At 54.6% G+C, this 26,536-nt stretch carries 25 protein-coding genes and 1 tRNA gene; 17 read left to right on the top strand and 9 right to left on the bottom strand.

The features are described 5' to 3' along the window. Positions 1-2: 2 nt before the first annotated feature. Positions 3-2,051, bottom strand: coding sequence for an ATP-dependent helicase (locus ACXWTF_RS02645; RefSeq protein WP_461713472.1), 2,049 nt, complete (start codon positions 2,049-2,051; stop codon positions 3-5). 249 nt (positions 2,052-2,300) lie between these two features. Between ACXWTF_RS02645 and ACXWTF_RS02640 the strand changes: the two genes are divergently transcribed. Continuing rightward, the gene (locus ACXWTF_RS02640) at positions 2,301-3,200 is read left to right on the top strand and encodes a LysR family transcriptional regulator (protein ID WP_345970667.1); all 900 of its coding nucleotides are present in this window, start codon (positions 2,301-2,303) and stop codon (positions 3,198-3,200) included. Positions 3,201-3,457: 257 nt separating this feature from the next. Here the strand turns inward: ACXWTF_RS02640 and ACXWTF_RS02635 are convergent, their stop codons facing one another. From ACXWTF_RS02635 to cysK, 3 genes are read right to left on the bottom strand one after another with little or no spacing between them, the layout of a single operon-like run. Next, a complete protein-coding gene (locus tag ACXWTF_RS02635) occupies positions 3,458-3,919 on the bottom strand; it encodes a hypothetical protein (protein ID WP_461713471.1) in 462 nt (153 codons plus the stop codon). 12 nt (positions 3,920-3,931) lie between these two features. Further along, positions 3,932-4,513: an aminotransferase class IV gene (locus ACXWTF_RS02630; RefSeq protein ID WP_461713470.1), complete on the bottom strand. Its 582-nt coding sequence runs from the start codon at positions 4,511-4,513 to the stop codon at positions 3,932-3,934. Between the two features lie 2 nt (positions 4,514-4,515). Continuing rightward, a complete protein-coding gene (gene cysK / locus ACXWTF_RS02625; protein WP_461713469.1) occupies positions 4,516-5,436 on the bottom strand; it encodes a cysteine synthase A in 921 nt (306 codons plus the stop codon). Positions 5,437-5,649: 213 nt separating this feature from the next. On the opposite strand from cysK, the gene ACXWTF_RS02620 reads away from it, so the two are divergent. The 11 genes from ACXWTF_RS02620 to ACXWTF_RS02570 all read left to right on the top strand — a co-directional run bounded on the left by ACXWTF_RS02620 (position 5,650) and on the right by ACXWTF_RS02570 (position 17,375). Beyond that, positions 5,650-6,987 (top strand): hypothetical protein, encoded by a 1,338-nt coding sequence (locus tag ACXWTF_RS02620; RefSeq protein ID WP_461713468.1) that lies wholly within the window; start codon positions 5,650-5,652, stop codon positions 6,985-6,987. A 63-nt stretch (positions 6,988-7,050) separates the two neighbouring features. Then, positions 7,051-8,046 carry an AAA family ATPase gene (locus tag ACXWTF_RS02615; RefSeq protein WP_461713467.1) on the top strand — a complete coding sequence of 332 codons (996 nt, stop codon included), beginning with the start codon at positions 7,051-7,053 and terminating at the stop codon, positions 8,044-8,046. Between the two features lie 164 nt (positions 8,047-8,210). After that, positions 8,211-9,383, top strand: a complete 1,173-nt coding sequence (locus ACXWTF_RS02610; RefSeq protein WP_461713466.1) for a vWA domain-containing protein — start codon at positions 8,211-8,213, stop codon at positions 9,381-9,383. Positions 9,384-9,494: 111 nt separating this feature from the next. Further along, complete coding sequence (locus tag ACXWTF_RS02605) at positions 9,495-9,809, top strand: F0F1 ATP synthase subunit C (RefSeq protein WP_231020210.1); 315 nt, start codon at positions 9,495-9,497, stop codon at positions 9,807-9,809. A gap of 120 nt (positions 9,810-9,929) precedes the next feature. Beyond that, positions 9,930-10,015, top strand: a tRNA-Leu gene (locus ACXWTF_RS02600). A gap of 198 nt (positions 10,016-10,213) precedes the next feature. Continuing rightward, positions 10,214-12,985, top strand: a complete 2,772-nt coding sequence (locus ACXWTF_RS02595) for a putative metal-binding motif-containing protein (protein ID WP_461713465.1) — start codon at positions 10,214-10,216, stop codon at positions 12,983-12,985. Between the two features lie 152 nt (positions 12,986-13,137). Next, positions 13,138-13,260, top strand: coding sequence for a hypothetical protein (locus ACXWTF_RS02590; RefSeq protein ID WP_461713464.1), 123 nt, complete (start codon positions 13,138-13,140; stop codon positions 13,258-13,260). After that, positions 13,257-15,020 (top strand): hypothetical protein, encoded by a 1,764-nt coding sequence (locus ACXWTF_RS02585; RefSeq protein WP_461713463.1) that lies wholly within the window; start codon positions 13,257-13,259, stop codon positions 15,018-15,020. The genes ACXWTF_RS02590 and ACXWTF_RS02585 overlap by 4 nt, the downstream gene beginning before the upstream one ends. A gap of 3 nt (positions 15,021-15,023) precedes the next feature. Then, a complete protein-coding gene (locus ACXWTF_RS02580; protein WP_461713462.1) occupies positions 15,024-15,737 on the top strand; it encodes a hypothetical protein in 714 nt (237 codons plus the stop codon). 1,174 nt (positions 15,738-16,911) lie between these two features. Next, complete coding sequence (locus ACXWTF_RS02575; RefSeq protein WP_461713461.1) at positions 16,912-17,145, top strand: hypothetical protein; 234 nt, start codon at positions 16,912-16,914, stop codon at positions 17,143-17,145. Positions 17,146-17,153: 8 nt separating this feature from the next. Then, entirely contained in the window at positions 17,154-17,375 is a 222-nt protein-coding gene (locus ACXWTF_RS02570) for a hypothetical protein (protein WP_461713460.1), read from the top strand. 3 nt (positions 17,376-17,378) lie between these two features. Here the strand turns inward: ACXWTF_RS02570 and ACXWTF_RS02565 are convergent, their stop codons facing one another. Next, positions 17,379-17,768 carry a PaaI family thioesterase gene (locus ACXWTF_RS02565; protein WP_461713459.1) on the bottom strand — a complete coding sequence of 130 codons (390 nt, stop codon included), beginning with the start codon at positions 17,766-17,768 and terminating at the stop codon, positions 17,379-17,381. A 145-nt stretch (positions 17,769-17,913) separates the two neighbouring features. On the opposite strand from ACXWTF_RS02565, the gene ACXWTF_RS02560 reads away from it, so the two are divergent. Then, the gene (locus ACXWTF_RS02560) at positions 17,914-18,507 is read left to right on the top strand and encodes an outer membrane beta-barrel protein (protein ID WP_461713458.1); all 594 of its coding nucleotides are present in this window, start codon (positions 17,914-17,916) and stop codon (positions 18,505-18,507) included. A gap of 33 nt (positions 18,508-18,540) precedes the next feature. Here ACXWTF_RS02560 and ACXWTF_RS02555 read toward each other — a convergent pair whose 3' ends face one another. The 4 genes from ACXWTF_RS02555 to ACXWTF_RS02540 form a co-directional block, all read right to left on the bottom strand. Continuing rightward, positions 18,541-19,266 (bottom strand): C39 family peptidase, encoded by a 726-nt coding sequence (locus ACXWTF_RS02555; RefSeq protein WP_461713457.1) that lies wholly within the window; start codon positions 19,264-19,266, stop codon positions 18,541-18,543. Continuing rightward, positions 19,266-20,195, bottom strand: a complete 930-nt coding sequence (locus ACXWTF_RS02550; protein WP_461713456.1) for a hypothetical protein — start codon at positions 20,193-20,195, stop codon at positions 19,266-19,268. Before ACXWTF_RS02550 ends, ACXWTF_RS02555 begins: the two co-directional genes overlap by 1 nt. 105 nt (positions 20,196-20,300) lie before the next feature. Continuing rightward, positions 20,301-20,669: a hypothetical protein gene (locus ACXWTF_RS02545; protein WP_461713455.1), complete on the bottom strand. Its 369-nt coding sequence runs from the start codon at positions 20,667-20,669 to the stop codon at positions 20,301-20,303. A 332-nt stretch (positions 20,670-21,001) separates the two neighbouring features. Next, positions 21,002-21,334 (bottom strand): hypothetical protein, encoded by a 333-nt coding sequence (locus ACXWTF_RS02540; RefSeq protein ID WP_461713454.1) that lies wholly within the window; start codon positions 21,332-21,334, stop codon positions 21,002-21,004. A gap of 286 nt (positions 21,335-21,620) precedes the next feature. On the opposite strand from ACXWTF_RS02540, the gene ACXWTF_RS02535 reads away from it, so the two are divergent. The 4 genes from ACXWTF_RS02535 to ACXWTF_RS02520 all read left to right on the top strand — a co-directional run bounded on the left by ACXWTF_RS02535 (position 21,621) and on the right by ACXWTF_RS02520 (position 26,524). Then, positions 21,621-22,778 (top strand): glycosyltransferase family 4 protein, encoded by a 1,158-nt coding sequence (locus ACXWTF_RS02535; RefSeq protein WP_461713453.1) that lies wholly within the window; start codon positions 21,621-21,623, stop codon positions 22,776-22,778. Beyond that, on the top strand, positions 22,775-23,653 hold the full coding sequence (locus tag ACXWTF_RS02530) for a DMT family transporter (protein ID WP_461713452.1): 879 nt from the start codon (positions 22,775-22,777) through the stop codon (positions 23,651-23,653). Before ACXWTF_RS02535 ends, ACXWTF_RS02530 begins: the two co-directional genes overlap by 4 nt. A 63-nt stretch (positions 23,654-23,716) precedes the next feature. Further along, complete coding sequence (locus ACXWTF_RS02525; RefSeq protein WP_461713451.1) at positions 23,717-25,810, top strand: RNA degradosome polyphosphate kinase; 2,094 nt, start codon at positions 23,717-23,719, stop codon at positions 25,808-25,810. 177 nt (positions 25,811-25,987) lie between these two features. Beyond that, a complete protein-coding gene (locus tag ACXWTF_RS02520; protein ID WP_461713450.1) occupies positions 25,988-26,524 on the top strand; it encodes a gamma carbonic anhydrase family protein in 537 nt (178 codons plus the stop codon). Positions 26,525-26,536 lie beyond the last annotated feature (12 nt).

Below are 26,536 nucleotides of genomic sequence, written 5' to 3'. Positions count from 1 at the left end.
TATCAGAGGCGTTCGACAAAGGAGGCGAGGATCTCCCGCTTGTTGCCGCCGAAGTTGATATTGAGCTTGAATTCGCGCCCGGCCTTGCTCACGCCTATGACCCGTCCTGCGCCAAAGATCTTGTGGCGGACGAGGTCCCCTTTTTTGAACGCCGTGTTCTTCTCGATCTTCAGCGAACTTTCGCAAAGACCCGCTTCGCCGAAGAAACGGCTCTTCTCCAGTTCGGTACGGCGCCCCTTGTAGTAACGGCTCTGCACGTGCGACAGGGTCAGTGTATCCTTGGCGCGCGTAAAGGAGACGTAGCCCAGGCGGCGCTCCTCCTCCAGGTCGCTGCCGTCCCCGACCAGGGGCAGGAACCCCTCTTCAAGACCGATGATGAAGAGGTGCTCGAACTCCAGCCCCTTCGAGGCGTGGATGCTCATGATGTAGATGCTCTCCCCTTCGACCTGATCCTGTTCGCTCTGCAGGGAGACTTCATTCAGGAATGCGTCCAGGGTCGCCTCCGGGTTCTGCTTGATAAAGTCGCGGAAAAGCCCGAAGAACTCGTCGATATTCTGTACCCTTTCCGTCCCGTCGGGCATCGCCTCGTAGAAGGCCTTGATCTTGAAGATCTCGTCGAGCCGTTCGGCAAAGGTATAGAGCGACTCGTCCGCGATCGCGCGCATCTGCTCCAGTTCGCTGATGAACTGCTTCAGGGTCGTGGCATTTTTCTTGCGCACCAGGGCTTCCAGCTCGGCACTGCTGCTGAGGCGGATCAGGTCGTACAGGGAGCGTTCCTGCTGTATCGCCGCCAGTTCCAGCTTGTCGATGGAAGCTTTCCCGATGCCGCGCTTGGGCTTGTTGATGATGCGTTTCATCGAGAAGTTGTCGTGGTGATTGGTGATGACGCGCAGGTAGCTGATCAGGTCTTTGATCTCGGCCCGGTCGTAAAAGCGCAGCCCGCCGACGAGCTTGTAGGGGATCCCGGCGCGGTTGAGCCCCTCTTCGAGGGAGCGGCTGAGCGCATTGATGCGGTAGAGCACGGCGATCTCGTTGGGGCGCACCCCCTCGCCGATCAGTTTCTTGATCTGCAGGGCGATCTTGCCCGCCTCCTCGTTCTCGTCGTTCGACGAGAGCATCTTGACGGCGTCCCCGTCGCCCCGGGTCGGCAGCAGCGTTTTGCCCAGGCGGGAGCGGTTATGCTCGATCAACGCGTTGGCGACGGTCAGGATCGGGGTGCGCGAGCGGTAGTTGTGTTCGAGCTTGACCACCATCGCGTCCTGGAAATCCTGGTCGAACTCCAGGATATTGCGCACGTGCGCCCCGCGCCAGCCGTAGATGCTCTGGTCGTCATCCCCGACCACGCAGAGGTTGTTGTGCACGCTGCAGAGCTTCTGGAGCAGCTTGAACTGCAGTTCGTTCGTATCCTGGTACTCGTCGATCATGATGTACTGGTAGCGCTTGCTCGTCTCTTCGGCCAGCTCCGGGTGTTCGTCGAGGAGTTTGTAGGTCAGGGCGATCAGGTCGTCGAAGTCCACCAGGTTGTTCTCGACCAGGTACGCCTCGTACTCCTTGTACACCTTCGCGATCTGCTCATAATTCTTCTGCTCCGCCTGGGCGTGCGCCTCTTCCGGCGTGATCAGGGAGTTTTTATAGCGGGAGATCTCGCTGGCCACCAGGGGCATCGGCAGATCGCCGGCAAGTTTTTTAAGGATCCGCTTCTTGTCGTCCGTATCGATGACGACGAAGTTGTTCTCCCGCCCCATCCGGTGAATATGGAACTTCAAAAAGAGCAGGCCGAACTTGTGGAAGGTACACAGCAGCGGCGGGTAGCTCTTGGCGTCGATCATTTTCAGGGCGCGTTCACGCATCTCCTTGGCCGCTTTGTTGGTAAAGGTCAGCGTCAGCGTGTTGCTTGCCGGGATCCCGACAACGTCCAGCAGATAGGCGAGACGCGAGGTGATCGTCGTCGTTTTGCCGCTGCCTGCGCCCGCCAGGATCAGTAAGGGACCGTCGATCTTTTTGACGGCTTCGGCCTGCTGCTCGTTGAGGTTTTTGAAAATTTGTTCCATCTTCCGTTTTTCGTGTTTTTAGGTTAATCTATTATATCAATAATTTTTTAAGCTCTCATTGTTTGATGACACTTTTCGCGTTACAACTTCGGAAAATTATAAAAAAAGTAATCAAAACTAATTCTTCTTATTGAAATGACTATCATTGTACGTTATAATTCTGATGTTTTATTTTTATGGTGCCCTGTCACTGAAAAGCGTCCGCTTTATAACATAGACAAATACGGCCCATTTGCCAAGGATATTTGAATGCTGAAAGACTTCGCCAAACTCCAAACCTTTTTAACCGTTGTCAAAGAGAAGAGCTTTTCCAAGGCGTCTGCGAAACTGGGCATCTCCCAGCCCGCCGTCACCCAACAGATCAAATTTATCGAAGAGTATCTTGACACGCGCATCGTCGAGCGCAAAAAGAACGGAATCAAGCTGACCAAAGAGGGCGAGGATCTCTACCGCATCGCCGTCAAGCTTGAAAAGGCGATCAACACCAGCCAGAAAGAGCTGCTCAAAATCATCAACAAAGATTTCACCTTTATCCTGGGCGCCTCCTACGCGATCGGGAACTACGTCATCCCGACCTACCTCGGCGCGATCAAAGAGAAGATCAACAACGAAGTCTACATGCACGTCGGCCTCTCCAACGAGATCATCGACGAACTCGAGGACAAGAAGATCGACGTCGCGCTGATCGAGTCCCCGGTCTTCCGCGACGGGATCATCTACCGCGAATGGATGGAGGACGAACTGGTGCTCTTCTCCAACCAGCCGCTGCCCAAGTACCTGAAAAAAGAGGACTTCTTCACCTTCGACTGGGTCTGCCGCGACGAGAACTCCCACACCCGCAAGCTCGTCTCCGAAGCCTTCGAAGAGCTTGAGATCGACTGTTCAACCTTCAACGTCATCGGGGTCGTCCAGTCGCCGACGGCGGTCAAAGAGACGATCATGCGCTCCCCGAAAGACGCCGAGCGCCCGATCGTATCGGTCATCTCCCGCCACGTCATCGAGGACGAGATCGCCGAGGGCAAACTGTACGAATCACGCATGCGCAACTTCCGCGTTCACCGCAAGTTCTACATCGCCTACTCCAAAGAGCGCAAGCACGACGCCTTCGTCAACAACGTCGTCGACTTCCTGCTCACCATGCGGATGTAAGTACGTTTCATACTCTTCTATCCCCCGGGGGACTTTCTCCGAGGCGGGTGCTACGTGCTACGTGCTACGTGCTACGTGCTACGTGCTACGTGAAGGATGTCTGTATCCGCTTCTTCTGTCAAGGCCGAAACGGTCATTAGCGTGTCGAGCAGATTTGTGATGCATGGCATATGCCGCAAGCGGCAGCCTTTCGCACTTTCTTCTTTCGGGTTCGGTTTCTTCTTTGTGCGCGCAAAGAAGAAAGGGAACGAACCTCATCACTTCTTCTTCAGAAACTTCTCGTTTTCCGGATTCGACAAAAACGCCGCCATCGAATTCTCGATCCCGCCGTCATCGACCGCTTCGGTCTCTTCTTCGCCCTCTTTGTAGACGGCGTGGTTGATAAAGATGGGGGTTTCGTCGATGATGATCTGCATAATGCTCGGCAGCGGCACCGTGACGAAGCTGCCGATGTTCTCCGGTCCGAACCCCGCCTCGAAAATGAGCCGGTTGCCGTCGATGCGCGCGCTGTCGAAGGTGTACCCCGCCAGGTAAAAGAGGGTCATCGGGCGGAACGACTCCGTGATGTGCTCGGGCAGCTCCGGTTCGAAGCTCAGATGCTCGATCTTGCAAAGAATGCCGAAAGACTGGTCATGTTCGAAGAGGTAGAGCATCAGCTCCTCGACATGCCGCTGCATTAAATCGACAAATTTTTCATCATTCAGAATATTGATGAGCATCATCTCTCCAAGTTAATTAATCGGGGGAAGTATACCACCGCTCACCTCGACAAAGCCTGACAGGGCATTCATCACGGCCACCCGCTCCGCGCCCCGTGCCGCATCGAGGGTGATGTCGGCACAGGTCAGCGTCCCCTCGGCGATCAGCCGGGCCCGCGCCGTGCCTTCGAGCAGGGGCTGCTTCGGGGTCAGCCACTGCCCCCCGATGAAACAGGCGACATTGGCGATGGTCGTATCGGTGATGAGGCCCGCCTGCACGATCAGGACGTCGTCCGCCCCGCCCCGCAGGTCAAAAAGCTGATTGAGCCGTGTGCGTTCGGTCGTTTTGTCGCGGTAGGTGATCGTCTCGTCCGTGACCGGCTGCAGTGAGGTCATAATGCGGGGGGTATAGGGGAGAAGTTCATATGTGAACATTTGTTCATCATACCGGACCCGGCAGCGCCAACGCCCTGTTTCCGGGGCTTCCAGGCGACGCTCAAGGTCGTAAAGGTTCGGGATGCCGTGGCGCTTCAGCGTGCGGTCCAGGCGCTGCTGATGCCATGGCAGGTAGGGGAAACGTCCCTCTTCGGCCAGGATCGTCTCCAGAAACGGCATGCCTATTCGCTGAACAGTGCCGTCGAGAGGTAGCGTTCGGCCGTGTCGCAGAGAATGGTGACGATGGTCTTGCCCTTGTTCTCCGGACGCGCGGCGACCTGCATCGCGGCGTAGACGTTCGCCCCGGCGGAGATACCCACGAGCAGCCCCTCCTCTTTGGCCAGCATCCGCGCCGTTGCCATCGCGTCGTCGTTGCTGACGGTGATGACCTCGCCGTAGATCTGCGTGTTGAGGACATCCGGCACGAAGCCCGCGCCGATCCCCTGGATCTTGTGCGGCCCCGGTTTGCCGCCGGAGAGGACCGCCGAGTCCGTCGGTTCGACGGCGATGATCTCGATGGCGGGGATCACCTCTTTGAGGCGCGTGCCCGTCCCCGTCAGCGTTCCCCCCGTCCCGACGGCGGCCACGAAGATGTCAAGGTTGCCGTCCGTGTCCCGCAGGATCTCTTCGGCCGTCGTTTTGATATGGACCGCCGGGTTGGCCGGGTTCTGGAACTGCTGCAAAATGATGGCGTTGCCCAGGTTCTCTTTGAGCTCCTCCGCCTTCTCGATCGCCCCCTTCATACCGGCCATCGCCGGGGTCAGTACCAGCTCCGCGCCGAGGGCTTTCAGGATATTGCGGCGTTCGATACTCATGGACTCGGGCATGGTCAGGGTCAGTTTCAGCCCCAGCGCCGCGCAGATGGAGGCGAGGGCGATCCCCGTGTTGCCGCTGGTCGGCTCGATAATCGTCGTCTGCGAATTGATGATGCCGTCATCCATCGCCGTTTTGATCATGTTGAAACCGATCCGGTCCTTGACGGAGCTCGTCGGGTTCATGAACTCGCACTTGCCGAGGATCGTCGCTCCGGTCTGTTCGGAGGGGGCATTGAGACGAATCAGCGGTGTATTGCCGATCAGTTCGGTGATGTTTGACGCTATCATTCCTTATCCTTATCAGGGGGCACCTCTAAACACCCTGTACGGTTCTCAGAGGTGCCCTTTAGTGTTGCTTCGCTGCTATTATAGACGAAGCAATGAGAATTTGTCTGCAATCCACAGTATTCCACTATGTTATCATGTGTATTTTGGCAGATGCCAAGCTTAAATGCAGATATTATTCCAAATGCGTCAAGACCGAAGCGTTATAATACGTCCATGCAACTGCGAACATTCACCCATAAACGCATCCTGCTTTTCGGCGCCCCGCGCGCGCTGAACCGCGAGGAGTTCGACCGTCTTCTGCGTGCCGCGGACATCACCCTGGCCGACCGTTACGATGCCGATGTCGATGCCGTGGTCGAGGGGCGGCTCATCAATCCCCTCGAGCAGGAGGAGCTTGACCGTCTCTACGACAGCGACAAGGTCGTGCCCCTCTCCATCGATGCCTTTGAAAAAACGCTCTGTACCCAGATCGAGCCCGAGCGGATCATGATGAGCCTCAAGCTCACCCGCGACAACGAGCGGCTCCACGCCTTTTTGCAAAACCCCTATATCTCGAACGACTTTTTCCTGAAACTGCTGCAGCTGTATGACTGGAAGGGGGAGGGGTTCTTCGATACGGACGAGAACCGGGACGTCACGGCAGCGCTGATCGGGCGCTACTACGAAAACATCGAACGCAACCACAACGTCCAGTACTCCACCCTCGGACTGATGCACCTGCTCCGACAGACCCGCCGTCCCCGCCTCATCCGCGTTATCGGTTCCCTCGCGCCGCTGCGCCAGGCCGTGGGGAGCCAGGAGCGCCAGATGCGCGCGATCCTCGAGGCGCTGGCCCTGCACCCCGACACAGACGAGCCGACCCTGAAACACTTCATCCGCCAGGGCGACGACGCCCTGCGCGCCCTCGTCGCGGCCCACCCCGCCCTCAGCCCGGCCCTTCAGCAGGAGCTGGCCGCCCTCAACATACCGGCGGTCACGTCGGCCCTCGTCTCCAACCCGATGCTCGACGCGGCGCTGGCGGAGCGTCTCTTTGCCGACGACGCCCTGGCCGAAACCGGGTATGCCCACATCGCCCTGGACGAGGCGCGTTTTGAGAAGGGACTTGCGCACCACGCCCGGGCCCTGGCCGCCAACCCCGCATTGACCACCACGATGCAGCAGCGCCTCATGGGCACGGACGACGAGGCGGTCATGGCGGCACTGGCCGCCAACCCTTCGCTGCAGATCGCCGGGGTGCTCATGGGAACGGGGCTCCCCGCCGTGCGCGCCGCCCTGGCGGCCAACCCCGCCATGACCGAAGAAGCCCTGACGGCGCTGGCCGGTTCGGGATGCGACGCGGCGCTGGCCGCCAACCCCGCTTCGCCCGCCGCCCTGCTCGAGCAGCTCTATTCACAGGGGGATGCGGACGTTTTGGGTGCCCTCGCTGCCAACACGTCCACCCCCATCGAGATCCTGCAGCAGCTGCAGCTTGACGCCCGTTTCGAACGTGCCGTCCGGACCAACGACGCCTTCGGGCAGTTCATTCAACGCGAAAACATAGGATGGTTATGAGAACACATCCAACTCCCCTCCGCGTTTCCAGCGTTACAGAGAAAATTATCATTGGAGCTGCCCTTGAGAAGCCAAGAGATCATTGAAACATTAGACGCCCTGGTCGAGCAGAAGCTGCCGACCTTTTTGTGGGGAGCGCCGGGCATCGGCAAATCCTCCGTCGTCAAGCAGATCGCCGAGGCCAAGGGAATAGGCTTTATCGACCTGCGCCTCTCCCTGATGGACCCGACCGACCTCAAGGGGATCCCCTTCTATGAGAACCAGGCGCACCAGGCCGTCTGGGCCCCGCCTTCGTTCCTGCCCCGGGAGGGGAGCGGCATCCTCTTCCTCGACGAGCTCAACACTGCCGCGCCCTCCGTTCAGGCCTCGGCCTACCAGCTCATCCTCGACCGCAAGGTCGGCGAGTACGAACTGCCCGAGGGGTGGGCCATCGTCGCCGCGGGCAACCGCGAGAACGACCGGGGCGTCGTCTACCGCATGCCCCTGCCGCTGGCCAACCGCTTCATCCACCTGGAGATGGACGTCAACGTCGACGACTGGCGCCGCTGGGCTTACCATAGAAACATCGACGAGCGCATCATCGGCTACATCACCGCCAACAACGACGCCCTCTTCGGTTTCGACCCCGCCAGTGATACCAAAAGCTTCCCCACCCCGCGCAGCTGGGAGTTCGTGCACGGCATCCTGCGTGCCGGTATGAACCCCGCCCTTTCAATGAACGCCATTGCCGGGGCCGTCGGCGAGGAGCGCGCCGTCGCCTTCACGGCCTTTGCCAAGGTGATGCACCTCCTGCCCGACACCGACGCCGTTTTGCGCGGGGAGTCGCACGAGGTCCCGGAAGATCTCAGCGCCCTCTACGCCCTTGCTTCCACCCTCGTCTCCAAAGTGCTCAAAGCCCCCGACGACGACGTACTGGCCCGCCTGCTCGACTACACCCACCTGCTCCCCCCGGAGTTCGCCGTCCTCATCATCCAGGACCTCCAGAAAAACGGCGTCATGATGGACCACCTCGACGCCTACGGCAACTGGGTCGGCAAGTTCGCCTTCCTTCTTGAATAAACAAGAAAAAGGGAACAGCATGGAGCGCGCACGTAATAGAAGAAATCGGACATTCGATCAACACCATTCATGCGCGGCAGCTAAATTATCCTTTTTTCTTCCCGGTTCGGCTTCTTTTTTGGATAAGCAAAAAAGAAGGGGAACAACCCCTCAGGCTCTAACCCATGTCTGAAAAAACAGCCCTGGAAAAACTGGGCAAAGCCAAAGCCCGCCTCCTGCTGAACTCCCCCTACTTCGGCACCCTCGCCAGCCGCCTGGAGCTGGACACCAGCGAGGACATCCCGGGCTTTCTCAGCAACGGCCTCCGCCTGGAGTACAACCCCGACTACGTCGAAAGCCTCGACGACGGGGAGTGCGAATTCATGCTCGCCAACGGGGCGATGCACGCGGCGCTTGTTCACGAGCGGCGCCAGAACGGGCGGATGAGCTGGCTGTGGCAGCTGGCCACCGACCACGCCATCAACGCCATGCTCGTACAGAACAACTTTGCCCTGCCCCCGCAGGTCAACTACGATCCCCGCTTCGAGGGGATGTACGCCGAGGCGATTTACGCCCAGCTCAAAGACGAGATACAAAACGAAGAGTACAACGACGACGAAAGTAACGATACCGGCTTCAACGAGAACAACCAGCGCAAACGCGACGAGCTGAAAAACGCCGAGGGGGACCACGACCCGGACAAAAAACGCCCGCAGATGGAGGTGGAGAACAGCGTGGACGAGTCGCTCTTTGAGCATTTTGAAAAGGCGGTCCGGGAGATGCTGGAGCAGCAGGGCGACACCCCCCTGGGGCTGGAGCGCTTTTTCATTCCTACCACGCAGAGCGTCATCGACTGGCGCAGCGAGCTCTTTCACGCCCTCTCCCGCCACCTCAAAAGCGACTACCGAATGCTCCCGCCCTCCAAAAAGCTGCTCTACAACCACATCTACCTCCCCTCGTCCACCTCGGAGACCCTCGACATCGTTCTTGCCATCGACAGCTCCGGCTCCGTCGACGAGGTGCTGCTGGGGCGCTTCATCGCCGAGGTCGAGTCGCTCCTGGAGACCTTCACCGACTACCGCATCGAACTGCTTGTGAGCGATGCCAAGGTGCAGTCGCACCGCCAGTTCTACCCGGGCGAACCCCTGCGCTTCGACCTCAAAGGCGGGGGCGGCACCGACTTCCGCCCTGTTTTTGAATGGACCGAACGCCACGCCCCCATGGCCCCGCTGCTGCTCTACTTCACTGACTGCGACGGCCGTTTCCCGGACAAAGAGCCCCTCATCGACACCGTCTGGGTCACCCCGGAAACGGAGCGGGAAGTCCCCTTCGGGAGCGTCATCCCTATCACTTTATAGACAACAAAGCGCCTCTTAAGCGTGCAATATCTATAATTCGCCCGCAAAGTGACAAGTAGGGATACGCAAGCCGAACGGACTTTGACACAAAAAAATTTATTGGAGAACTCCATGAAAAAGATTCTTTTTCTGATGGTTGCTTTCGCCGGTGCTGCTTTCGCAGCTGACGCTGACGTTGCAAACCAGACACTCAAAGCTTACTCTATGATCGCTGCAGGCGTTGGCCTCGGTCTCGCTGCTCTCGGTGGCGCTATCGGTATGGGTCACACTGCTGCTGCGACTATCGCAGGTACTGCTCGCAACCCGGGTCTGGGTGGTAAGCTCATGACAACAATGTTCATCGCCCTCGCGATGATCGAAGCTCAGGTCATCTATACACTCGTTATTGCCCTGATCGCTCTGTACGCTAACCCGTACCTCGGCTAAGCAGCCGAAAAACCCGCGAAGGCTTCGGCCTTCGTTTTTTTTGACAGCCTAAAGAATTTTAAGCTGTTTATAACATTCTGACCGGTATAATTCTGGTCTTTTAAAACTTACTGTTAAAACGCGACCGTGGTGGAATTGGTAGACACGCTATCTTGAGGGGGTAGTGCCAACTTGGTGTGCGAGTTCAAATCTCGCCGGTCGCACCATCTTCTTACTTTTTCACAAAATCATTCGAAACTGACTTCAAACACTGAAACAAAAAACCTTTTGTATATTTCTTCCTATGCGATGCTGCATTCTTTGCTACTGCTCCTGCCCCTTCTGTCATCATTTTTATACGCTTCTAAGAGGGATCGTTTAATAATAAAATTATTGCTCTTACAAAGGATAGTATGATGATCCGGATGAGAATACTCTTACCCGCCTTTACGGCGTTGATCTTGTTGGCTGCCTGCGGCGGTGGCGGAGGTGGAGGTGGCGAAACACCGATGGTGACCGGGCAGTTTATTGACGCTCCCGTCCAGGGGCTGGGCTATGCCTGTTCTTCCGGCACCGCAGGTACAACCGGTGCCGGCGGCGAATACACCTGCCCGGACGGCGACACCGTCACCTTCTCGGTCGGCGCCGTCACTATCGGGACCGTCACGGCCGAAAGCGGCCCGGTTGCCCCCTACAGCTTCTTCCCTGCCGACACCGTGGCCGCCGTCAACCTGGCCCGGCTGCTGCAATCGCTTGACGGGGACGGCGACCCCAACAACGGGCTCATTGATCTCAACACCACTCTGATCGCCTCCCTCCCTGCGGGGACGGATTTCAGCTCCCCCACTTTCGCCGCAGATGTCGAAGCGGCACTGGGCATCACACTGGTCGGGGCGGTCGAAGCGATGCACACCCTGGGCGAAGGGATGGTGGCCGCAGGCATGACCGTCCCGCTCAAGGCGATCGCCGTTCCCGAAAGCGGTTCGGACATTGAGGTCAACGACACCATCACCGTCGTTTTTACCCGGAGCATGGATACGGCCAGCCTCCTGCTTTCAGGCACGATGAGTCCCCAGAGTAACGGCGGGGCCTGGAGCCTGGATGTCCATGCCAATGACCGCCTGACCTTATCAGCCAAAACCTACTGGACGGAAGGGGCCCAGACCCTTGTTATCGACGTCAATGACACCGGCGCCAATGCACTGGAGCAGCTCTCGCTCAGCTACACCGTGACACCTCCCGCCGATGCCGATGCGGACGGCTACCCCTTTACGACCGACTGTAACGACACCAACCCCAACGTCTACCCGGGCGCGACCGAAATCGTAGGCAACGGCATCGACGACAACTGTAACGGCATGATCGATGAAGTGGAAGTGTGCGACGGCGTCGACAATGACGGCGACGGCCTCGTCGACATGGACGATCCCGACCTCATCGCACCGCCTTGTGCACTGCAAGACGGCGTCTGCAGCGGTGCCACCAAAACCTGCGGCGGTGTTTTAGGATGGCTTGAGTGTGACGCAACTGTCTACCTTGCACACAGTGCCGACTATAGCAGTACCCTGGACGGGTGTGACTCTCTGGACAACGACTGCGACGGTGCGACGGATGAGGACGGGGTAACGACGTGCGACGACAACTTTGCCTGTACGATGGATGGATGTACCGCAGGGTCATGCACCAATACACCCAATGATACGATCTGCGATGACAGCAACCCCTGTACTGCCGCATCATGCAACCCCGCAGCGCTCAGCGCTGATCCGGTCACCGGCTGTAACATCGAGCTTCTTGCTGCCGGTACGGCCTGTAACGACCTGGACCCGCTGACCGTCGACGATACCTGCGACGGATCGGGGGTCTGCAGCGGTACCCTTTCTCCCGATACGGACGGTGATGGGGTCTCGGACGCCGCGGAAACCACAAACGGCACTGACCCGAATGACCCCGACACGGACAATGACGGCCTCAATGACGGTCAGGAGCTCACTGCCAGCACCGATGCCCTCGACGCCGACACCGATGATGACGGCATCATGGACGGCATTGAAGTCGGCTTGTCCCTCAATCCGCTCGACAATGACAGTGACAACGATGGCCTTAATGACGGCCTTGAGATCGGAAACACTACCGGTATTCCGGGCGGTACCAGTGACGGTGCAGCGGCCATTGCTTACAGCGGTACGGACCCATCCTGGCAGCCGGACAATGACCCCGCGACACACACCGACCCGCTCGATCCGGACAGTGACAATGACGGCCTGTGCGACGGAGCGGCCACGGTTGCCGCAGTCTGCAGTAGCGGTGAAGATATGAATGTGAACGGCACTGTCGATGTCTCCGAGACGAACCCTGCCGATGCCGATACGGATGACGACGCCGTCGCCGACGGCAGCGACCCCAACCCTTTGACGTTTGAAAGCTCTCCGGCAATGAGCATACCGGGCGGCACCAGTGACGGCGCCTCCGTAACGCTGCGTATCCTCTATACCGGTACCAGCTGTACCGACGCCGACGCCGACGGTTACTGTGTCACCCTGGGCGACTGTAATGATGCCAATGCCATCGTCCACCCCGGGGCGACGGAAATCTGGTACGACGGTATCGATGAGAACTGCGACAATATGAACGACTACGACCAGGACGGCGACACCTATGTCGCTTCACTCTACAACGCCAACGCCGGCGGATCCGCCCCCAATACCGGTGACTGCGCCGACACCGATGCATCCATCAATCCGGGTGCGACAGACACTGCCGGAAACGACATCGATGAGAACTGCAACGACTTCGTCGCCTGTTTCATAGATGCGGACAACGACACCTACGGCACTTTTTCATCGACGACAGAAGCCTATCCGGCTTTGAACGGTACCAGTCTGACCGCCGGTGCCTGCGGCAGCAGTGCAGGTGACGGTTACGCGGACAACGGCAGCGACTGCGATGATGCCAATGAAGCGATCAATCCGGGCGCAACGGAAACGGTAGATGACGGCATCGACAGCAACTGCGACGGCCGCGAACTCTGCTACAAGGATGCCGACAACGATGGCTACCGTCCCGACAGCACGAGCACCGTCCTCTCAATGGACCTGGACTGCGTCGACTACGGTGAAGCCACTTTCACCGATCCTACCGGGGACTGCGACGACAATGATGCGCTTGTCTACCCAGGCAACGGCTGTCCAATATGACAGGGCCGTTGCGCAGAGAAAGAATAAACGATACATCCCAAGAAGCCTCTTCTTGGGTAAAGACAATCACTCACAAAAACAAAATTTTTCCATAAATCGATAATTTCAACTAAAAAGACTATTATTGTTCTTACAAACACTCTATCTCGCTCATGCGTCTGATCATTAATCAGGGTCTTGCCCTGGATGAGAGCATTGAAGCAACACGCGAGCATTTAAAACGGTTGGAAGAGATAAAAGAGAAAGCCTGTCAAGGGAAGTTCAAACTCAAATGAGTGAAAATCGAATACCTATAGAATTATTGGACTATGCCGTAAAAGACATTAGATTTATCAAACTGCTTACATTATTAGAAAAAGATCAAATACAAGTCTTTACTCAAAAAAAAGCTATTTCTATTTCAAATGCCATAATCAATCATAATGTCATATTTAAATTTGATGATAGATTTGAACATAATGGTCATTCGTTTCTGGTAAGAGATGTCATATTTTCAAATTGTAAAATAATGGGTATCGATGTTGATAATACCCAGGAACTATCGAACCTAAGAATTATTAAATGTGAAATTGATTTTTTCATCGTTTCACAATCATCAATAAAAAATATTTTTATCCAAGATACTGATATAAAATCTTTTAAAGCAAATGAACTTCAATGTGAATCCCTAGAAATCAATGGTGAAAAGATTCTGGAAATCAGACTTGATGATGTTAAAAGCCAAGAAATAAGTATTGGCTGTGAGAGGTCAGACATGATCATTCTCAAGAAAATTACCACTGAAAACTTTTTGGAAATTTCATCTTTTGGAAGTGACTGTCATATAGACGTGATAGATGTTCAAAAAAATGTCCAAAAATGCAAAATTTATCCGAAAGGGAACGAGACACTTTCAGTAGATTTTCTGACAACTTCACTTTCCGTTTCCCAGACACATCTTGATATTTCAAAAGTCAAATTTACCAACCTAGATATCAAAGGTGAAATGCTCTATGCCGATCTTCTACTCAACCTCACAGATATTACTATTCAAGAAAAACTAGAACTTCAAAACATATATCTAGGCGAGTCATATTTCAGAAACGTAGATTTATCAAAATGCCAATTCAACAATAGCCTGATATCAGAAGCAAAATTCTACGAATGCGATGCTGAAAAAACATCAGACTGGCCCCTTAGCAAAGTGAACCAAAGACTCCACGAAGTTGTTGCAGTCTTTTTATTTGTTGCTCTTGTTTTATATCTTGTATCTGTAGAAATAAATATATTCCCAAAAGAAGTACTGCAAATAATTTCACTTGGTCTGTTAATCGGTACAGTTGGACTTTATGTGCTATTCAGACCAATAATTTCTGTATTCATAAATGCCAAACATAAACGTACGTTGGATGAGATAGAAGCAATTGACGAAGATACAATAGGATCGGGATTCGTCAACGATGTTGATCCGGAAATAAAGAAGAAATATGAACGACTGGAAAGCATCTATCGTCAGTTAAAGGTCTCTTTTGAAAATGATTCAAACAAGCAGATGGCAAACGAGTTCCTGTATTCTGAAGGCGTTATGAAACTTCGACAAAAGAACCTTCTTGAGAACTATCGAAGTGTCGATTTTTACAATTACCTTGTCAATGGGTTTGGACGTAGATGGCGTAGAGCGTTATCAAACTTTGTGACGATTTTTGTCCTGTCGATCGTTTTATTCTCTTATCAAAGTGACACATATGATGTACAAAATAAAGCACCCGTTTCATTACAGGCACTCAATAGCACAAAGACAAATGAAAACCATAAACTGAAAGAGCAGCCAGGGACGAATACACCTCCTGAAACTTCAGCATTGACAACATTACATTACTTGGAACTAGGGTTTGCCTATACGCTTTCAAAAGTCGATGTTCTCAAAGTAAAAACGAATGACTGGTTCAAGGAAAAAAATACTTGGTATTTTGTTCTATGGAATCTGATAGGGTTAGTCCTGCTGTTCATGCTCGGATCGTTTATTTTGGCATTTAAGAGACGGTTGGAAAAATAATAGATGATATATTTAGAAATTATTAGCGAAATTGTCAAAAGTACTGCTTCTTTTGCAATTACTGGATTTTCACTATATTTTGCCTGGCAAAAACTTTTTAATAAAGTTGAATATCAATACACGATCACGACCTCTGTAGGGTATCCAGTCTATATTTCGAATGTATTGCTTTTAAACAAAAAAAACAAACCACTTACAATTTTTAAACTCTACGCACTAGTTGATAATCATATACATATACAATTGGAAAAATTTGATATACCACTAATTTTAAAACCTCTAGAATCTTCTAATATTAGTCTTCAACCCGTGTCTTTCTATACTAACTATAAACTATCATTTAAAAGCAAAATTCTGATAGTAATAGAAACAAATCATGGCTTGATTAATTGTAAAAAACTAACTCATGAAACAGTGTTTACAACTCCAAACATCATTGGTGCCGCTACTAGGAATACATATAATGGAGTTATATACTCTCCTGACCATATCTATGCAATTAATGTAGCTCTTGATAATCGAATGTCAACGATCCTAATTACAAGAGACGGTGGAGTAACAAATGATGAAGATGAGTTGAGATTTTTTGCAGCTCTCCCAGATTATTGTCTCACATCAGTGAATACCCTAAAAGAATACATTATTAATAATTCACCTCTGAAAGCTGAACAAATACAGGTTGAGTCCTTACAAAAATTTCATCAACGTTATTCATAAATACGGTGTATTTTTTCAAATCTTGCCGGTCGCACCATCCAAGCATAAACTTCCCACAAAACTTCCAAACTAGAAACTTTTCAAAAAATTTACAATTTCAGTAAAACAGATCATTATCGTTTATTTCCAAAACCACTCTTTACTGTAAAGTGCATCAACTTTAAGGATGAAGGCAATAACTTATTCAGACCTTCTCAATAGTAGGCACTGGTTTAAACGCTTAAATACGGGCTTTCCCTAACCTTGTTGATAGGAACGTATCCAGACAGGTACATTCACACCCTTGTAAATAATAAATATTCTCCATTATTAAAGCTCTGTAAAGCTTGCTCAAAATGTGTAAAAAGTTATGTCACAAAATGAAAACAAAGGGCCGGAAATATTACGTTCTTGAATAATTTATGCACGCCGTATTTTGAGTCATTGATATGAATGTACTTGTTTACGTGGTGAGTAGAAATACGATGTGCACTGCATTTTGAAAGCCGGTATGATTTTTCGAACGGCACTGAGTCCGTTTCGGAATGAAGTAACATTTTAGGTGTGATTAGAGTGCCACTGGGAATGGCACTCCGGTCAGAATCAAAAACCAGTAGAAGTGGTTTCAGACAATAACGCAAAACATATTTTAGTCTGTGGACAAGAAATTAGGGCTGAAAATCTAAGATTACCCTAATAAACAGACTGATGTGTCACGTCTCACCACTCATGCTGACAACATAAGGACAAGACATGGCAGCTAAATATTATGTAAGTAAAGACGCAGAGAGTACAGGACACCACGCGGTTCATAAAGAAGATTGTTCAAAACTGCCGGCGACAGGCAGCAGAATCTTCCTGGGCGGTTTCTCACACTGCCTCAACGCAGTCAACGCTGCGAAAGTATATTACGAAGCTGTAGATGGATGCGACTACTGCTCGCCGATGTGCAGCAGATAAGTCACCACCCCTGTGTCGGACCGATCCTAGGCATTGGGTCCGTCGTTGGGGGCCTCTTTTTTCAACCCCCGCCGTTCAAAACCTCCAAGCCCTTCTTTCTTCCAAAACCGGGAACTTCCGCTCTCAAAACGGTTACCCTCTTTTCAATATGACGCCAAATAGTAGGCAACTATCCCCTCTGTAAGAGAGGCGCTTGCATATATAATTGTTCCAATGCCAATACACAGGAGCGAGCATGCAACTGCTTGAGGACAGCTACGGCAACGTCATCGCCGTCAAAAACATATCGGGGGTCACCGGTATCTACGAAAACGAGAACTACGTCGCGAACAGCACCAAGATGGATGAGAAGCTCTACTACTTCAAGATCATCGCGGGCATCGTCTGGACGCGCTATTACACGACGATGGCGGAGGCCGAAACATACAGAAACGCCGTCATCGAAGCCATGCAGAACACCCCGGACTGAGCCGGCACATGGAATACGACATCATCGACGATAAAATCCACATCTATAAAAACGCGGCGCGCACGACCACCTACGTCTACTGGCCCGAAGAGCTGATCAAGATCGTCGAGGCGCAGGAAGCGGGGCTAAGGAGTATCGTGCTGCCCGATTTTGCCGAGATCCTGGCGGAAGTCCTCGATGAACGCCCCGAGTGCTTCACCTGCCACTACAACTCGGACCTCATTATGTAGCTGTCAGGCGTGCTGCGGGTCTTCCATGATGGCGTAGGTGCCCGTGGCGAAGGCGACAAGCTTGCCTTCGTCGTGCAGTTCAATGGTGACGAAGGCCGTCTTGCGCCCCTGTCTTTTCACGGCGGCCGAGGCCAGCAGGTGTTTGCCCGAGGCGGGTTTGAGATAGTTGATCTTGATCTCCATCGTTACCGCCGTAAAGCCTTCGTCCAGGTTGGAGACGGCGGCGTACCAGCCGGTATTGTCCATCAGCGTCGAGATCACCCCGCCGTGTACGAAGCCCAGGTGCTGCAGGTGGTGCGGCTGGACGTGCAGCTCCACCTCCGCCTCCCCCGCTTCCGCACGCTTCAGCGTCGCGCCGGTGTGTTCCAGAAAAGGGAATTTGATCGCTTCCATGGCGGCTCCTTTTTTAGGTGGATTGTAACGGATTAGCGTAGCAAAACCGTAGCAAGGCCGGCACCGTTTCATTTTCTTCCATGGCTTGTTTACTGTAAACTATGAATAATAGTAGATGCGATTAAACCATTAAGAAGGAATCACCATGCGAAAGTCTCTCCTGTTGACCCCGCTGCTGCTGGGGGCCCTCTCCGCCAATGCCTGGGCGCAGCGGGCCGACCTCTATTTCGGTCTGAACCTTTTCGGCAGCGAAAACAAATTCGACTTTGAAGCCAACGGTTTTCACGAAAGACCCACCATCGGGAGCAAAGGGTTTGCCCTCAAGTTCGGCGCCATTCTCTACGACGGCTGGCGGCTGCAGGGGTATCTGCTCGGCGAACTCTTCGACGAGCCGCTCTTTGATGACTCCAACGACGAACTCTATGAGCTCGGGCTGGATGTCATCAAGACCTTTGACACCTACTCCAACCTCTACCCCTTTATCCAGGCGGGTATCGGCAGCGGCTCGATGCAGCTTGACAACTACTACTACCCCCACGACGACAGCATCGGCGAGGTCAGTCTTAAAATCGGTATGGGGCTGATCTTTCGTATCGCTCCGCAGCTGGAGCTGATGGGCGGGGTCGATTTTCAGTGGCGTACGTGGCAGGATATCGCCTATTACAATCCCGCCTACACGGAACTCTCGACGGATGACAACTCCGTCCGCTATTACGGCGGGATCAACTTCCTCTTCTAACGGTGCGCACGCGGGCGCGCCGGCCGCCAAAGGCTAGTGGTCGATCCTGTTTTCGATGTACTGATAGAGGTAGTCGGTGGATTCGGGAACCGTCATAAACTCCCTGTCGGGCCGGACCGTCTCTTTGTCCAGCGGAATAAAGGCCAGTACCCGCCCGGGGTGTTTCAGGTCATCGCGCTGATAGAACATCTCCAGAAACTTCGCCATCTTCACTTTCATATTGCCGAACGAAGGGTCGGCGAGGTAGACAAAGTCGCCCTGTATCCCTTTGAAAACGGTAAAGTGTTCAAAACGCCTGATCTTGACATAGAGGATGACCGGGATGCGCAGTTTGCGCAGCGCGTTGATGTCCATTGCGACGCCGACGCCCCTGAAGCCGATGGTCTGGCCGTAGTCTGCCAGGTCCGCGAAGGAGAGGGCGAAGTCGCTCTTTTCAAGTTTATGGGCGTCGCTCCCGACCCCCTTCATCTCCAAGACGGCGCGCACGATCCCGTTTTCGGTCACATTCTGGTCGTAGAAGTAATTCATGATCGTCGCCATCGAGGCCGCCCCGCACGAGAAGTCGTAGCGCTGGCGCACGACACGCTTCTCTTTGAGTTCGCTCCAGCTTTTCACCGGGACCCTTACGGTGTACTCCTGCTCGATGATCGGCAGGGCGCTTTTGATCTCCTCTGCCCCGGCGCTTTGGACCGAGCCGGCCGCTTCCGCTGCCGCCAACAGCATCAATGCCGGTAAGAGTGCCTGAACTGCCCGTTTCATCAGAACCGCTTTGAGTAAATCAGGTTGATCGTGTTCTGGCTGTAGGTGGCCGTTTCGTTGTTGCTGGCATCGAGGGAGATGATGTTGCCCCGGGAGACCTCGTAGCTCACCCCGATGTTATACCCGATGGACGACTCCGCGATCGTTTCCGTCTTCCCGTTGTAGCGCTGCTCCGTCTGGTAGCGGTAGGTGACGCCCCAGCTGAGGTTGGTATAGGGGTTGATGGCGAAGTAGACCTGCGGGGAAATCGCCAGGATGTCCGGGCGGTCACTGGTATCCCCCTTGTAATCCTCTTCCACACTCCACTGGTACTGCGCCTTGAACACAAAGACGACCGGGTCGACCGTGTAGTAGGAGAGCGCGAAGAAGTTGAACGACTCAAAGTTCTTGTCCTCCTTGGTCGTCCCGATGACGTTGCCGTCAACATCGCGGTCGGCAAAGGTCAGCCGGCCGACGACATTGGTCGATACCCCCACCAGCAGCGAAGGATAAACCCCTTCGTCCTTAACCCTAAATGTCGCCCCGATACCGGCGTGGTCGAAATCCGTATCTGACTGGTTCCCGATCGCATCGCCGAGCTGCACGCGGCTGGCGGTATTGTGCCCGTTGGCGTACATGACCAGCTCGAGCCAATCGGTCAGACCGTATTTGAGGTTCAGGGATGCCACGACGACATCCTGGTCGAGGATCTGTTCCCCCGCATAGGCCGGGACATAGATGAACGAGAGCAGCGTCGACACCGGTACCACCGTACTCATCGCCGTTTTCTGATCGATATTGGAGTACGCGAAGGAGATGTCGGCGTTAAATGCGTTCTTTTTCGAGAGCAGCTCCTCCACCTTCAGCGGAGTCTGCCCGTCCGCTTGCAGCAGCGATGAGAGCAGTGTCGCCGCACCTAAAAAGCCTAATAATGCTTTTTTGTTGAACATAAATAACCTTTGTGTAATTTAGTCATGATTCTAGGGGGATTCAACTTAAAAAGTAAAAGAAGAAAAAGGGGTGTGTGCAGGTTCGCACCTGCACACCGGGATAGGTTACAGTGAGGAAACGACCGCACCGACGAGTGCCGGGAGTCCAGAGTCGACTGTCAGCGGATCTCTGCCGGTATCGATGCTCAGCAGACCGCCGACATTGACATCGAGGTCAGCCGTGATCGGGAATGCCGCACCGAGTGCCGCCGGTACGAGTCCAAGCAGTGCGCCGAGGTTCAGGCTTGCGAGCACGTCGGTCAGGATCGGGCCTGCAACCGGGATCGCACCGAGCGCACCAAGTGCTTCGAGAAGCTGGCCTTCTGTCTGTGCCATTTCCGCACCACTCATCGTGACGACATTGACACTCTCCTGACCAAACATAAACTGCGCATCTGCCGCACCGAAGTCAGCAGCGCTAACGCTTGTAATCATCCCTGCTACTGCAATACTTGCCAACACTTTTTTCATCTTTTCTCCTTTAGATGTGATACCTGAAGCGTTTAAATCAACGTTCTTGCCTCAACTTTATAACTTATAACTTTAAAGTTTTGTTAAAAATCTAACAATAATCAAATAAATATACATTTTGTATCAAAATCACATTTAAAACAGTAAGAAACATTATTATTTCTTTTCACATCATTAGAAAATTATTTGTGATACGCAATGTATCGGGCTGAATTGGTGTGGTTTGGAAAAGAAAAGGTTGATAAATCGGAAGAAGAACCCCTCCCCGGAGGGAGGGTAAGGGTAAGAGGGGTGTGTTAGCCGAGCAGGGGGAGACCGCCGCCGAGCAGACCACCGACGAGCGGAAGGTTGCCAAGCAGGCCGGCGAGCAGACCGTCAACAGTGTTGAGCAGACCAGTCGCGATCGGTCCGACGAGCGGCAGGCTGCCGACGATGTTCAGAACCGGATCCAGGATAGTCAGACCAAGCAGTTGACCCTGAGTACCGACCATTTCAGCACCAGTCATTGCAACCGCGTCAACATTGCTTGCACCAAACATAAACTGAGCATCAGTAGCTGCCAGTTCCGCTGCAGATGCAACTGAAGTGATACCTGCCGCTGCTGCGACACCCATCATCATCTTTTTCATATATACACTCCTGTAAAAATATTGAAGACCGTTGAGCCGTCCTCTGCAAAATATTATTTTCTTTTTTATTAAATTGAATTGAATTTAACAGTTTCCTAACTATTTCATCGATTTGTTAGTAAATTGTTTAACTTTATTTAATTTATACACACACTTTAACATTATTTATTAATAATAATTGCTTTTGTTACTATTTTTATGACAATCACACGGCCACTGCAGCCTGTAACCGCACTGAAACACCCCCACGTTACGATTGACGACTTTTCGCTACGGAGCAACAAGCATGCGCATCTGCATTTTTACCGACACCCTCGGTGATCTCAATGGTGTCTCGCGTTTTATCCAGGACATGGGGGAACAGGCCCTCGCACACGGTATCGACCTCCACATCGTCGCCTCGACGGCCAAATACTGCCCCGACCTTCCCAATGTCCACAACCTCCCGCCCCGCTGGAGAGTACCGATGCCTTTTTACCGTGAACTCGACCTCGCCTACCCTTCGGCCGAGGCCCTGGAGAGAATGCTGCGCGAACTGCGCCCCGACATCGTCCACATCTCCACCCCGGGGCCCGTCGGCATCATCGCCAAGAAGCTTGCCGCAAAACAGCACCTCCCCGTGCTCGGAACCTACCATACGGATTTCCCCGCCTATATCCGTGACAATACGGGGCTGGAGTGGGCCAAACGGATCGCCGACAAAACGATGGCCCGCTTCTACCGCCCCTTCAAAAGGGTGTTTACCCGTTCGACCGAATACCTGGAGATCATGGAACGCGAGATCGGGATCGAGCGTGCGCGCAGCGAGCTGCTCTCCCCGGGCACCAACCGCAAACGCTTCCACCCCTCGCACCGCAGCGACACCGTCTTTGCCAAATACGGGGCGACGGGAGAGGGTCCGAAAGTGCTCTATGTCGGCCGCATCTCCAAGGAGAAGAACGTCCCCTTCCTGCTTGATGTCTGGCAGCGCTACAAAGCCTGCAACCCCGGGTGCGAGGCCGAACTGCTCCTCGTCGGCGAAGGTGCGCTGCGCCACAAACGTGCCAGCCTCGCCCTCGATGACGTCATCTTCGCCGGCCCCGTGATCGGCGACGACCTCTCTTCTCTCTACGCCTCCAGCGACCTCTTCGTCTTCCCCTCCGTCACCGATACGCTGGGACAGGTCGTCATGGAAGCGCAGGCCAGCCGGGTCTGCTGCCTCGTCTCGGACGTGGGCGGCCCCCAGGGTATCGTCAACCCTACCGGCAGGGCCGGCGGCATGATCGTCAAAGGCAATGATCCCGACGCCTGGGTCGCAGCCTTGGAAGCCCTCCTTGAAAATGCTACACTACGGCAAAATTTCGGGAAGCAGGGGTATGAGAACATGCAGGATTTCAATATCGTCGATTCGTTCACGCATTTCGTACAGACCCACCGCGATGCCCTGCAACGGCACCGGCCGTGACCCCGCAGCGCCAGGGAGAGCTCTACGCCGTCATCTTGTCGCTGCTGGAGAGCTGGTTCCCCATCCTCGCCCTCGTCGCCGTCCAGACCATCGGCCCGCTGAACACCTACGGCTTCATCCTCGTTATCGCCACCGCCGTACTGCTGTTCCTGCTCTACGTGCGGGAGGGGTTCGGCGGGCTTGCCGAGCGGGAGGCCCTGCCCGACCTGTTGTGGACCTCCTTTTATATCACCCTGCTCTTCACCCTCGTTTTTATCGGGCTGCGCTATACCACGGCGGGGAACATGGCCGTCATCCTGACGCTGCAGCTCTTCTTCTCCTACCTCTATTTTAACCTGCCGGGCAGGGAGAAGCTCGATGCCCTGCACACCTTTGCCGCCTTTTTGATGGGGTCGGGTGCCGTGATCATCCTCTTTCCCGCGACCTTCACCTTCAACCCGGGCGACCTGCTCATCCTCCTTGCCGCCGCGACCGCCCCCCTGGCGAACCTCTACCAGAAGCGCGCCCGCCAGAGGGTCAGCGCCCTGACCATTCTCACCTTCCGTAACCTGGCGGCCCTCCCCGTGCTCTTCGGCGCCGCCCTGCTCTTCGAGGGCCTGCCTACCTCTGATGCGCTCCTGAAGGTCCTCCCCGCCATCGCCGCCGTCGCGCTCCTGGTCTATGTCCTCGCCAAGATCCTCTGGATCGAGGCGCTGCACCGCATCGGCATTACCAAGCTCAGCGCCATGATCGCCTTTATGCCGCTTTTTACCCTGATCTTCGCCTATCCGGCACTCGGGGAGGTCCCGACACCGCGGCAGCTGCTCGGCACCCTGCCGATCCTGCTTGGCGCCTACCTCATCACCCGGCCTCTTCCCTGTGCGCGCAGACCGTAACCCGTTCGATAACAATTCTTCGCTATAATATAACCCATTCCAATATATTTCCCGAGCCCGCCAATGACTAATCTGAAAGACCCAAAATTCTATTTCAACCGGGAACTCTCCTGGCTCCAGTTCAACACCCGTGTGCTGCAGCAGGCCCAGGACAAAAAGCAGCCGCTGCTTGAACGCCTGAAGTTCCTCGCCATCTACGGTACCAACCTCGATGAGTTCTATATGATCCGCGTCGCGGGTCTCAAAAAGCTCTTCACCTCCGGGATCATCCTCTCCGGCCCCGACCGCCTCACCCCGCTGCAGCAGCTGCGCGAGATCCGCAAGTATCTCCACCGCGAACTGCAGGTCGTCGAGCACACCTTTATCGAGATCATGTCCGGCCTCAAAAACGAGGGGATCTTCCTCAAACGCTATTCGGAACTGAACAACCAGGAGAAGGGGGAGGTCAACCGCTATTTCCACGAACATATCTACCCGGTCATCGTCCCGATCGCCGTCGACGGCACCCACCCCTTCCCGCACCTGAACAACCTCAGCTTCGGCCTCATCGTCAAGCTCCAGGACAATGACGACCCCAGCGTCCAGCGCTACGGCCTTGTCCGTATCCCACGGGTCCTGCCGCGCTTCGTGCAGATCGGTACCGGCATCTACGTCCCTATCGGCAGCATCGTCGCCCAGCACATCGACGAGCTCTTCCCGGGCTACACCCTGCTGCAGTACACCCCGTTCCGCGTCACGCGTAACGCCGACATCACCATCGAGGAGGAAGAAGCCGACGACTTTATGGAGATGCTCGAAGAGGGGCTGAAACTCCGTAAGAAAGGGGAGCTCGTCCGCCTGGAGATCGGCGTCGACGCCGATGATGAACTGATCGACTTCTTCAACCGCCATACCAACGTCTACAAAGACGACCTCTACCGCTTCAAGATCGTGCTCAACCTCGCGAGCCTCTGGCAGATCGTCGGCAACAAGGATTTCGCGCACCTGGTCGCGGCGCCGTACAAGCCGCGGAACCTCCCCCCGCTCGATTCGGAGGACAGTATCTACACCGTACTGGACAAGCAGGACGTCCTGCTGTATCACCCCTATGAGAGCTTCGAGCCCATCGTCAAGTTCATCCAGGCCGCGGCCAAGGACCCCGATGTCGTCTCCATCCGGATGACCCTCTACCGCAGCGGGACGAACTCCCCCATCGTCAACGCCCTGATGCAGGCCGCCGAATCGGGCAAGCAGGTCACGACCATGGTCGAGCTCAAGGCGCGTTTTGACGAGGAGAACAACCTGATCTGGGCCAAGGCGCTGGAGAGCGCGGGGGCGCATGTTATCTACGGTATCCCCGGCTTCAAGGTCCACGCCAAAGCCGCCCTCGTCACCCGCAAGGTCGGCGACAAGCTGAAGCAGTACGCCCACCTGGGCACGGGGAACTACAACCCCGGTACGGCGAAGATCTATACCGATGTCAGCTACATGACCTCCAACGAGGCGATCACCAACGACATGACCCGCTTCTTCCACTTCCTGACGGGGTTCAGCAAGAAAGGAAAGCTCAACAAGCTCTACATGTCGCCGACCCAGACGAAGCCGAAGATCCTCTCGCTGATCCAGAACGAAACCCGCATGGGAACGGAGGGGCGCATCATCGTCAAGGTCAACTCCCTTGTCGACGAGGATGTCATCCGCGCACTCTACAAGGCGTCGCAGGCCGGGGTCAAGGTCGACCTGATCGTCCGCGGGATCTGCTGCCTCGTCCCGGGCATCGAAGGAGTGAGCGAAAACATCAGGGTCACCTCGCTGATCGGCAAGTACCTCGAACACGCCCGGATCTTCTACTTCAAACACGGCCATCCGCAGATGTTCATCTCCAGTGCCGACTGGATGCCGCGGAACCTCGTGCGCCGTATCGAGCTGATGACGGGCATCGAGGACGAGGAGTCCAAAGAGAAGCTCCTGCAGCTGCTCACCCTGCAGCTCACCGACAACATGCTTGCCCACGAACTCCAGAGCGACGGGAGCTACCACCGGGTCGAGACGAGCGAGACCCCTATCAACTCACAGCTCCTGCTCGAACAGCATACGACCAAGATGTACAAATCGTCGAAAAAACGCGACACGACCTATATCAACAAACTAGCCTCCCGTCTCTTCAAAGAGAGCTGAGGCCGGCAAGGAAAAGTATTGACCTACCCTTTCAAAGCAATGGGAACCCAACGCGGTGACAACACCTGGATCGCAAAGAGTGCGGATGTCATCGGGAATGATATCTCCTGAAAGGGATGCCGGGGGCATACTCTTCAGGAGTAAAATTACTAAACAAAAACATGGGAGATGACAAACATGACTTATCCATTTAAGCAATGGGAACCTCAACTCGGTGACAACACCTGGATCGCAAAGAGTGCGGATGTCATCGGGAATGTCACCATGGGCGAAGCGTGTGCCGTCTGGTTCGGCTGCGTCATCCGCGGGGACGTCCACCGCATCGTCATCGGCGACCGAACCAACATCCAGGATCTCTCTATGATCCACGTCACCCACTACAAAAAACCCGATATGAGCGACGGCCACCCGACCATTATCGGCAGCGACGTCACCATCGGCCACCGGGTCATGCTCCACGGCTGTACGGTCGAAGATGCCTGCCTGATCGGGATGAGTGCGACCATCCTCGACGGCGCCGTGATCGGCAAGGAGTCCATCGTCGGCGCCGGGGCGCTGGTGACGAAGAACAAGGTCTTCCCGCCCCGTTCGCTCATTATGGGCTCCCCGGCCAAAGTCGTCCGGGAGCTCTCTGATGAAGAGGTCAAAGAGCTTTACGCCTCGGCAGAACGCTATGTCGCGTTCAAAGAGGATTTCCGCATCGCGGGTGCCTAAAACACCGGAACG

The organism is Thiomicrolovo sp. ZZH C-3, from assembly GCF_054862725.1.
The sequence above is the reverse complement of the archived record's forward strand: the minus strand, read 5'-3'. Positions and strand labels throughout refer to the sequence as shown.

Excerpts from the sequence above, each read along its gene's own strand:
- ACXWTF_RS02590 (WP_461713464.1), top strand. The coding sequence starts at position 13,138 with ATGCGTCTGATCATTAATCAGGGTCTTGCCCTGGATGAGAGCATTGAA.
- ACXWTF_RS02595 (WP_461713465.1), top strand. The coding sequence starts at position 10,214 with ATGAGAATACTCTTACCCGCCTTTACGGCGTTGATCTTGTTGGCTGCC.
- ACXWTF_RS02620 (WP_461713468.1), top strand. The coding sequence starts at position 5,650 with ATGCAACTGCGAACATTCACCCATAAACGCATCCTGCTTTTCGGCGCC.
- ACXWTF_RS02610 (WP_461713466.1), top strand. The coding sequence starts at position 8,211 with ATGTCTGAAAAAACAGCCCTGGAAAAACTGGGCAAAGCCAAAGCCCGC.
- ACXWTF_RS02525 (WP_461713451.1), top strand. The coding sequence starts at position 23,717 with ATGACTAATCTGAAAGACCCAAAATTCTATTTCAACCGGGAACTCTCC.
- cysK (WP_461713469.1), bottom strand. The coding sequence starts at position 5,436 with ATGATAGCGTCAAACATCACCGAACTGATCGGCAATACACCGCTGATT.
- ACXWTF_RS02535 (WP_461713453.1), top strand. The coding sequence starts at position 21,621 with ATGCGCATCTGCATTTTTACCGACACCCTCGGTGATCTCAATGGTGTC.
- ACXWTF_RS02645 (WP_461713472.1), bottom strand. The coding sequence starts at position 2,051 with ATGGAACAAATTTTCAAAAACCTCAACGAGCAGCAGGCCGAAGCCGTC.
- ACXWTF_RS02560 (WP_461713458.1), top strand. The coding sequence starts at position 17,914 with ATGCGAAAGTCTCTCCTGTTGACCCCGCTGCTGCTGGGGGCCCTCTCC.
- ACXWTF_RS02540 (WP_461713454.1), bottom strand. The coding sequence starts at position 21,334 with ATGAAAAAGATGATGATGGGTGTCGCAGCAGCGGCAGGTATCACTTCA.
- ACXWTF_RS02580 (WP_461713462.1), top strand. The coding sequence starts at position 15,024 with ATGATATATTTAGAAATTATTAGCGAAATTGTCAAAAGTACTGCTTCT.
- ACXWTF_RS02550 (WP_461713456.1), bottom strand. The coding sequence starts at position 20,195 with ATGTTCAACAAAAAAGCATTATTAGGCTTTTTAGGTGCGGCGACACTG.
- ACXWTF_RS02520 (WP_461713450.1), top strand. The coding sequence starts at position 25,988 with ATGACTTATCCATTTAAGCAATGGGAACCTCAACTCGGTGACAACACC.
- ACXWTF_RS02635 (WP_461713471.1), bottom strand. The coding sequence starts at position 3,919 with ATGCTCATCAATATTCTGAATGATGAAAAATTTGTCGATTTAATGCAG.
- ACXWTF_RS02630 (WP_461713470.1), bottom strand. The coding sequence starts at position 4,513 with ATGCCGTTTCTGGAGACGATCCTGGCCGAAGAGGGACGTTTCCCCTAC.
- ACXWTF_RS02545 (WP_461713455.1), bottom strand. The coding sequence starts at position 20,669 with ATGATTACAAGCGTTAGCGCTGCTGACTTCGGTGCGGCAGATGCGCAG.
- ACXWTF_RS02585 (WP_461713463.1), top strand. The coding sequence starts at position 13,257 with ATGAGTGAAAATCGAATACCTATAGAATTATTGGACTATGCCGTAAAA.
- ACXWTF_RS02575 (WP_461713461.1), top strand. The coding sequence starts at position 16,912 with ATGCAACTGCTTGAGGACAGCTACGGCAACGTCATCGCCGTCAAAAAC.
- ACXWTF_RS02640 (WP_345970667.1), top strand. The coding sequence starts at position 2,301 with ATGCTGAAAGACTTCGCCAAACTCCAAACCTTTTTAACCGTTGTCAAA.
- ACXWTF_RS02555 (WP_461713457.1), bottom strand. The coding sequence starts at position 19,266 with ATGAAACGGGCAGTTCAGGCACTCTTACCGGCATTGATGCTGTTGGCG.
- ACXWTF_RS02570 (WP_461713460.1), top strand. The coding sequence starts at position 17,154 with ATGGAATACGACATCATCGACGATAAAATCCACATCTATAAAAACGCG.
- ACXWTF_RS02565 (WP_461713459.1), bottom strand. The coding sequence starts at position 17,768 with ATGGAAGCGATCAAATTCCCTTTTCTGGAACACACCGGCGCGACGCTG.
- ACXWTF_RS02605 (WP_231020210.1), top strand. The coding sequence starts at position 9,495 with ATGAAAAAGATTCTTTTTCTGATGGTTGCTTTCGCCGGTGCTGCTTTC.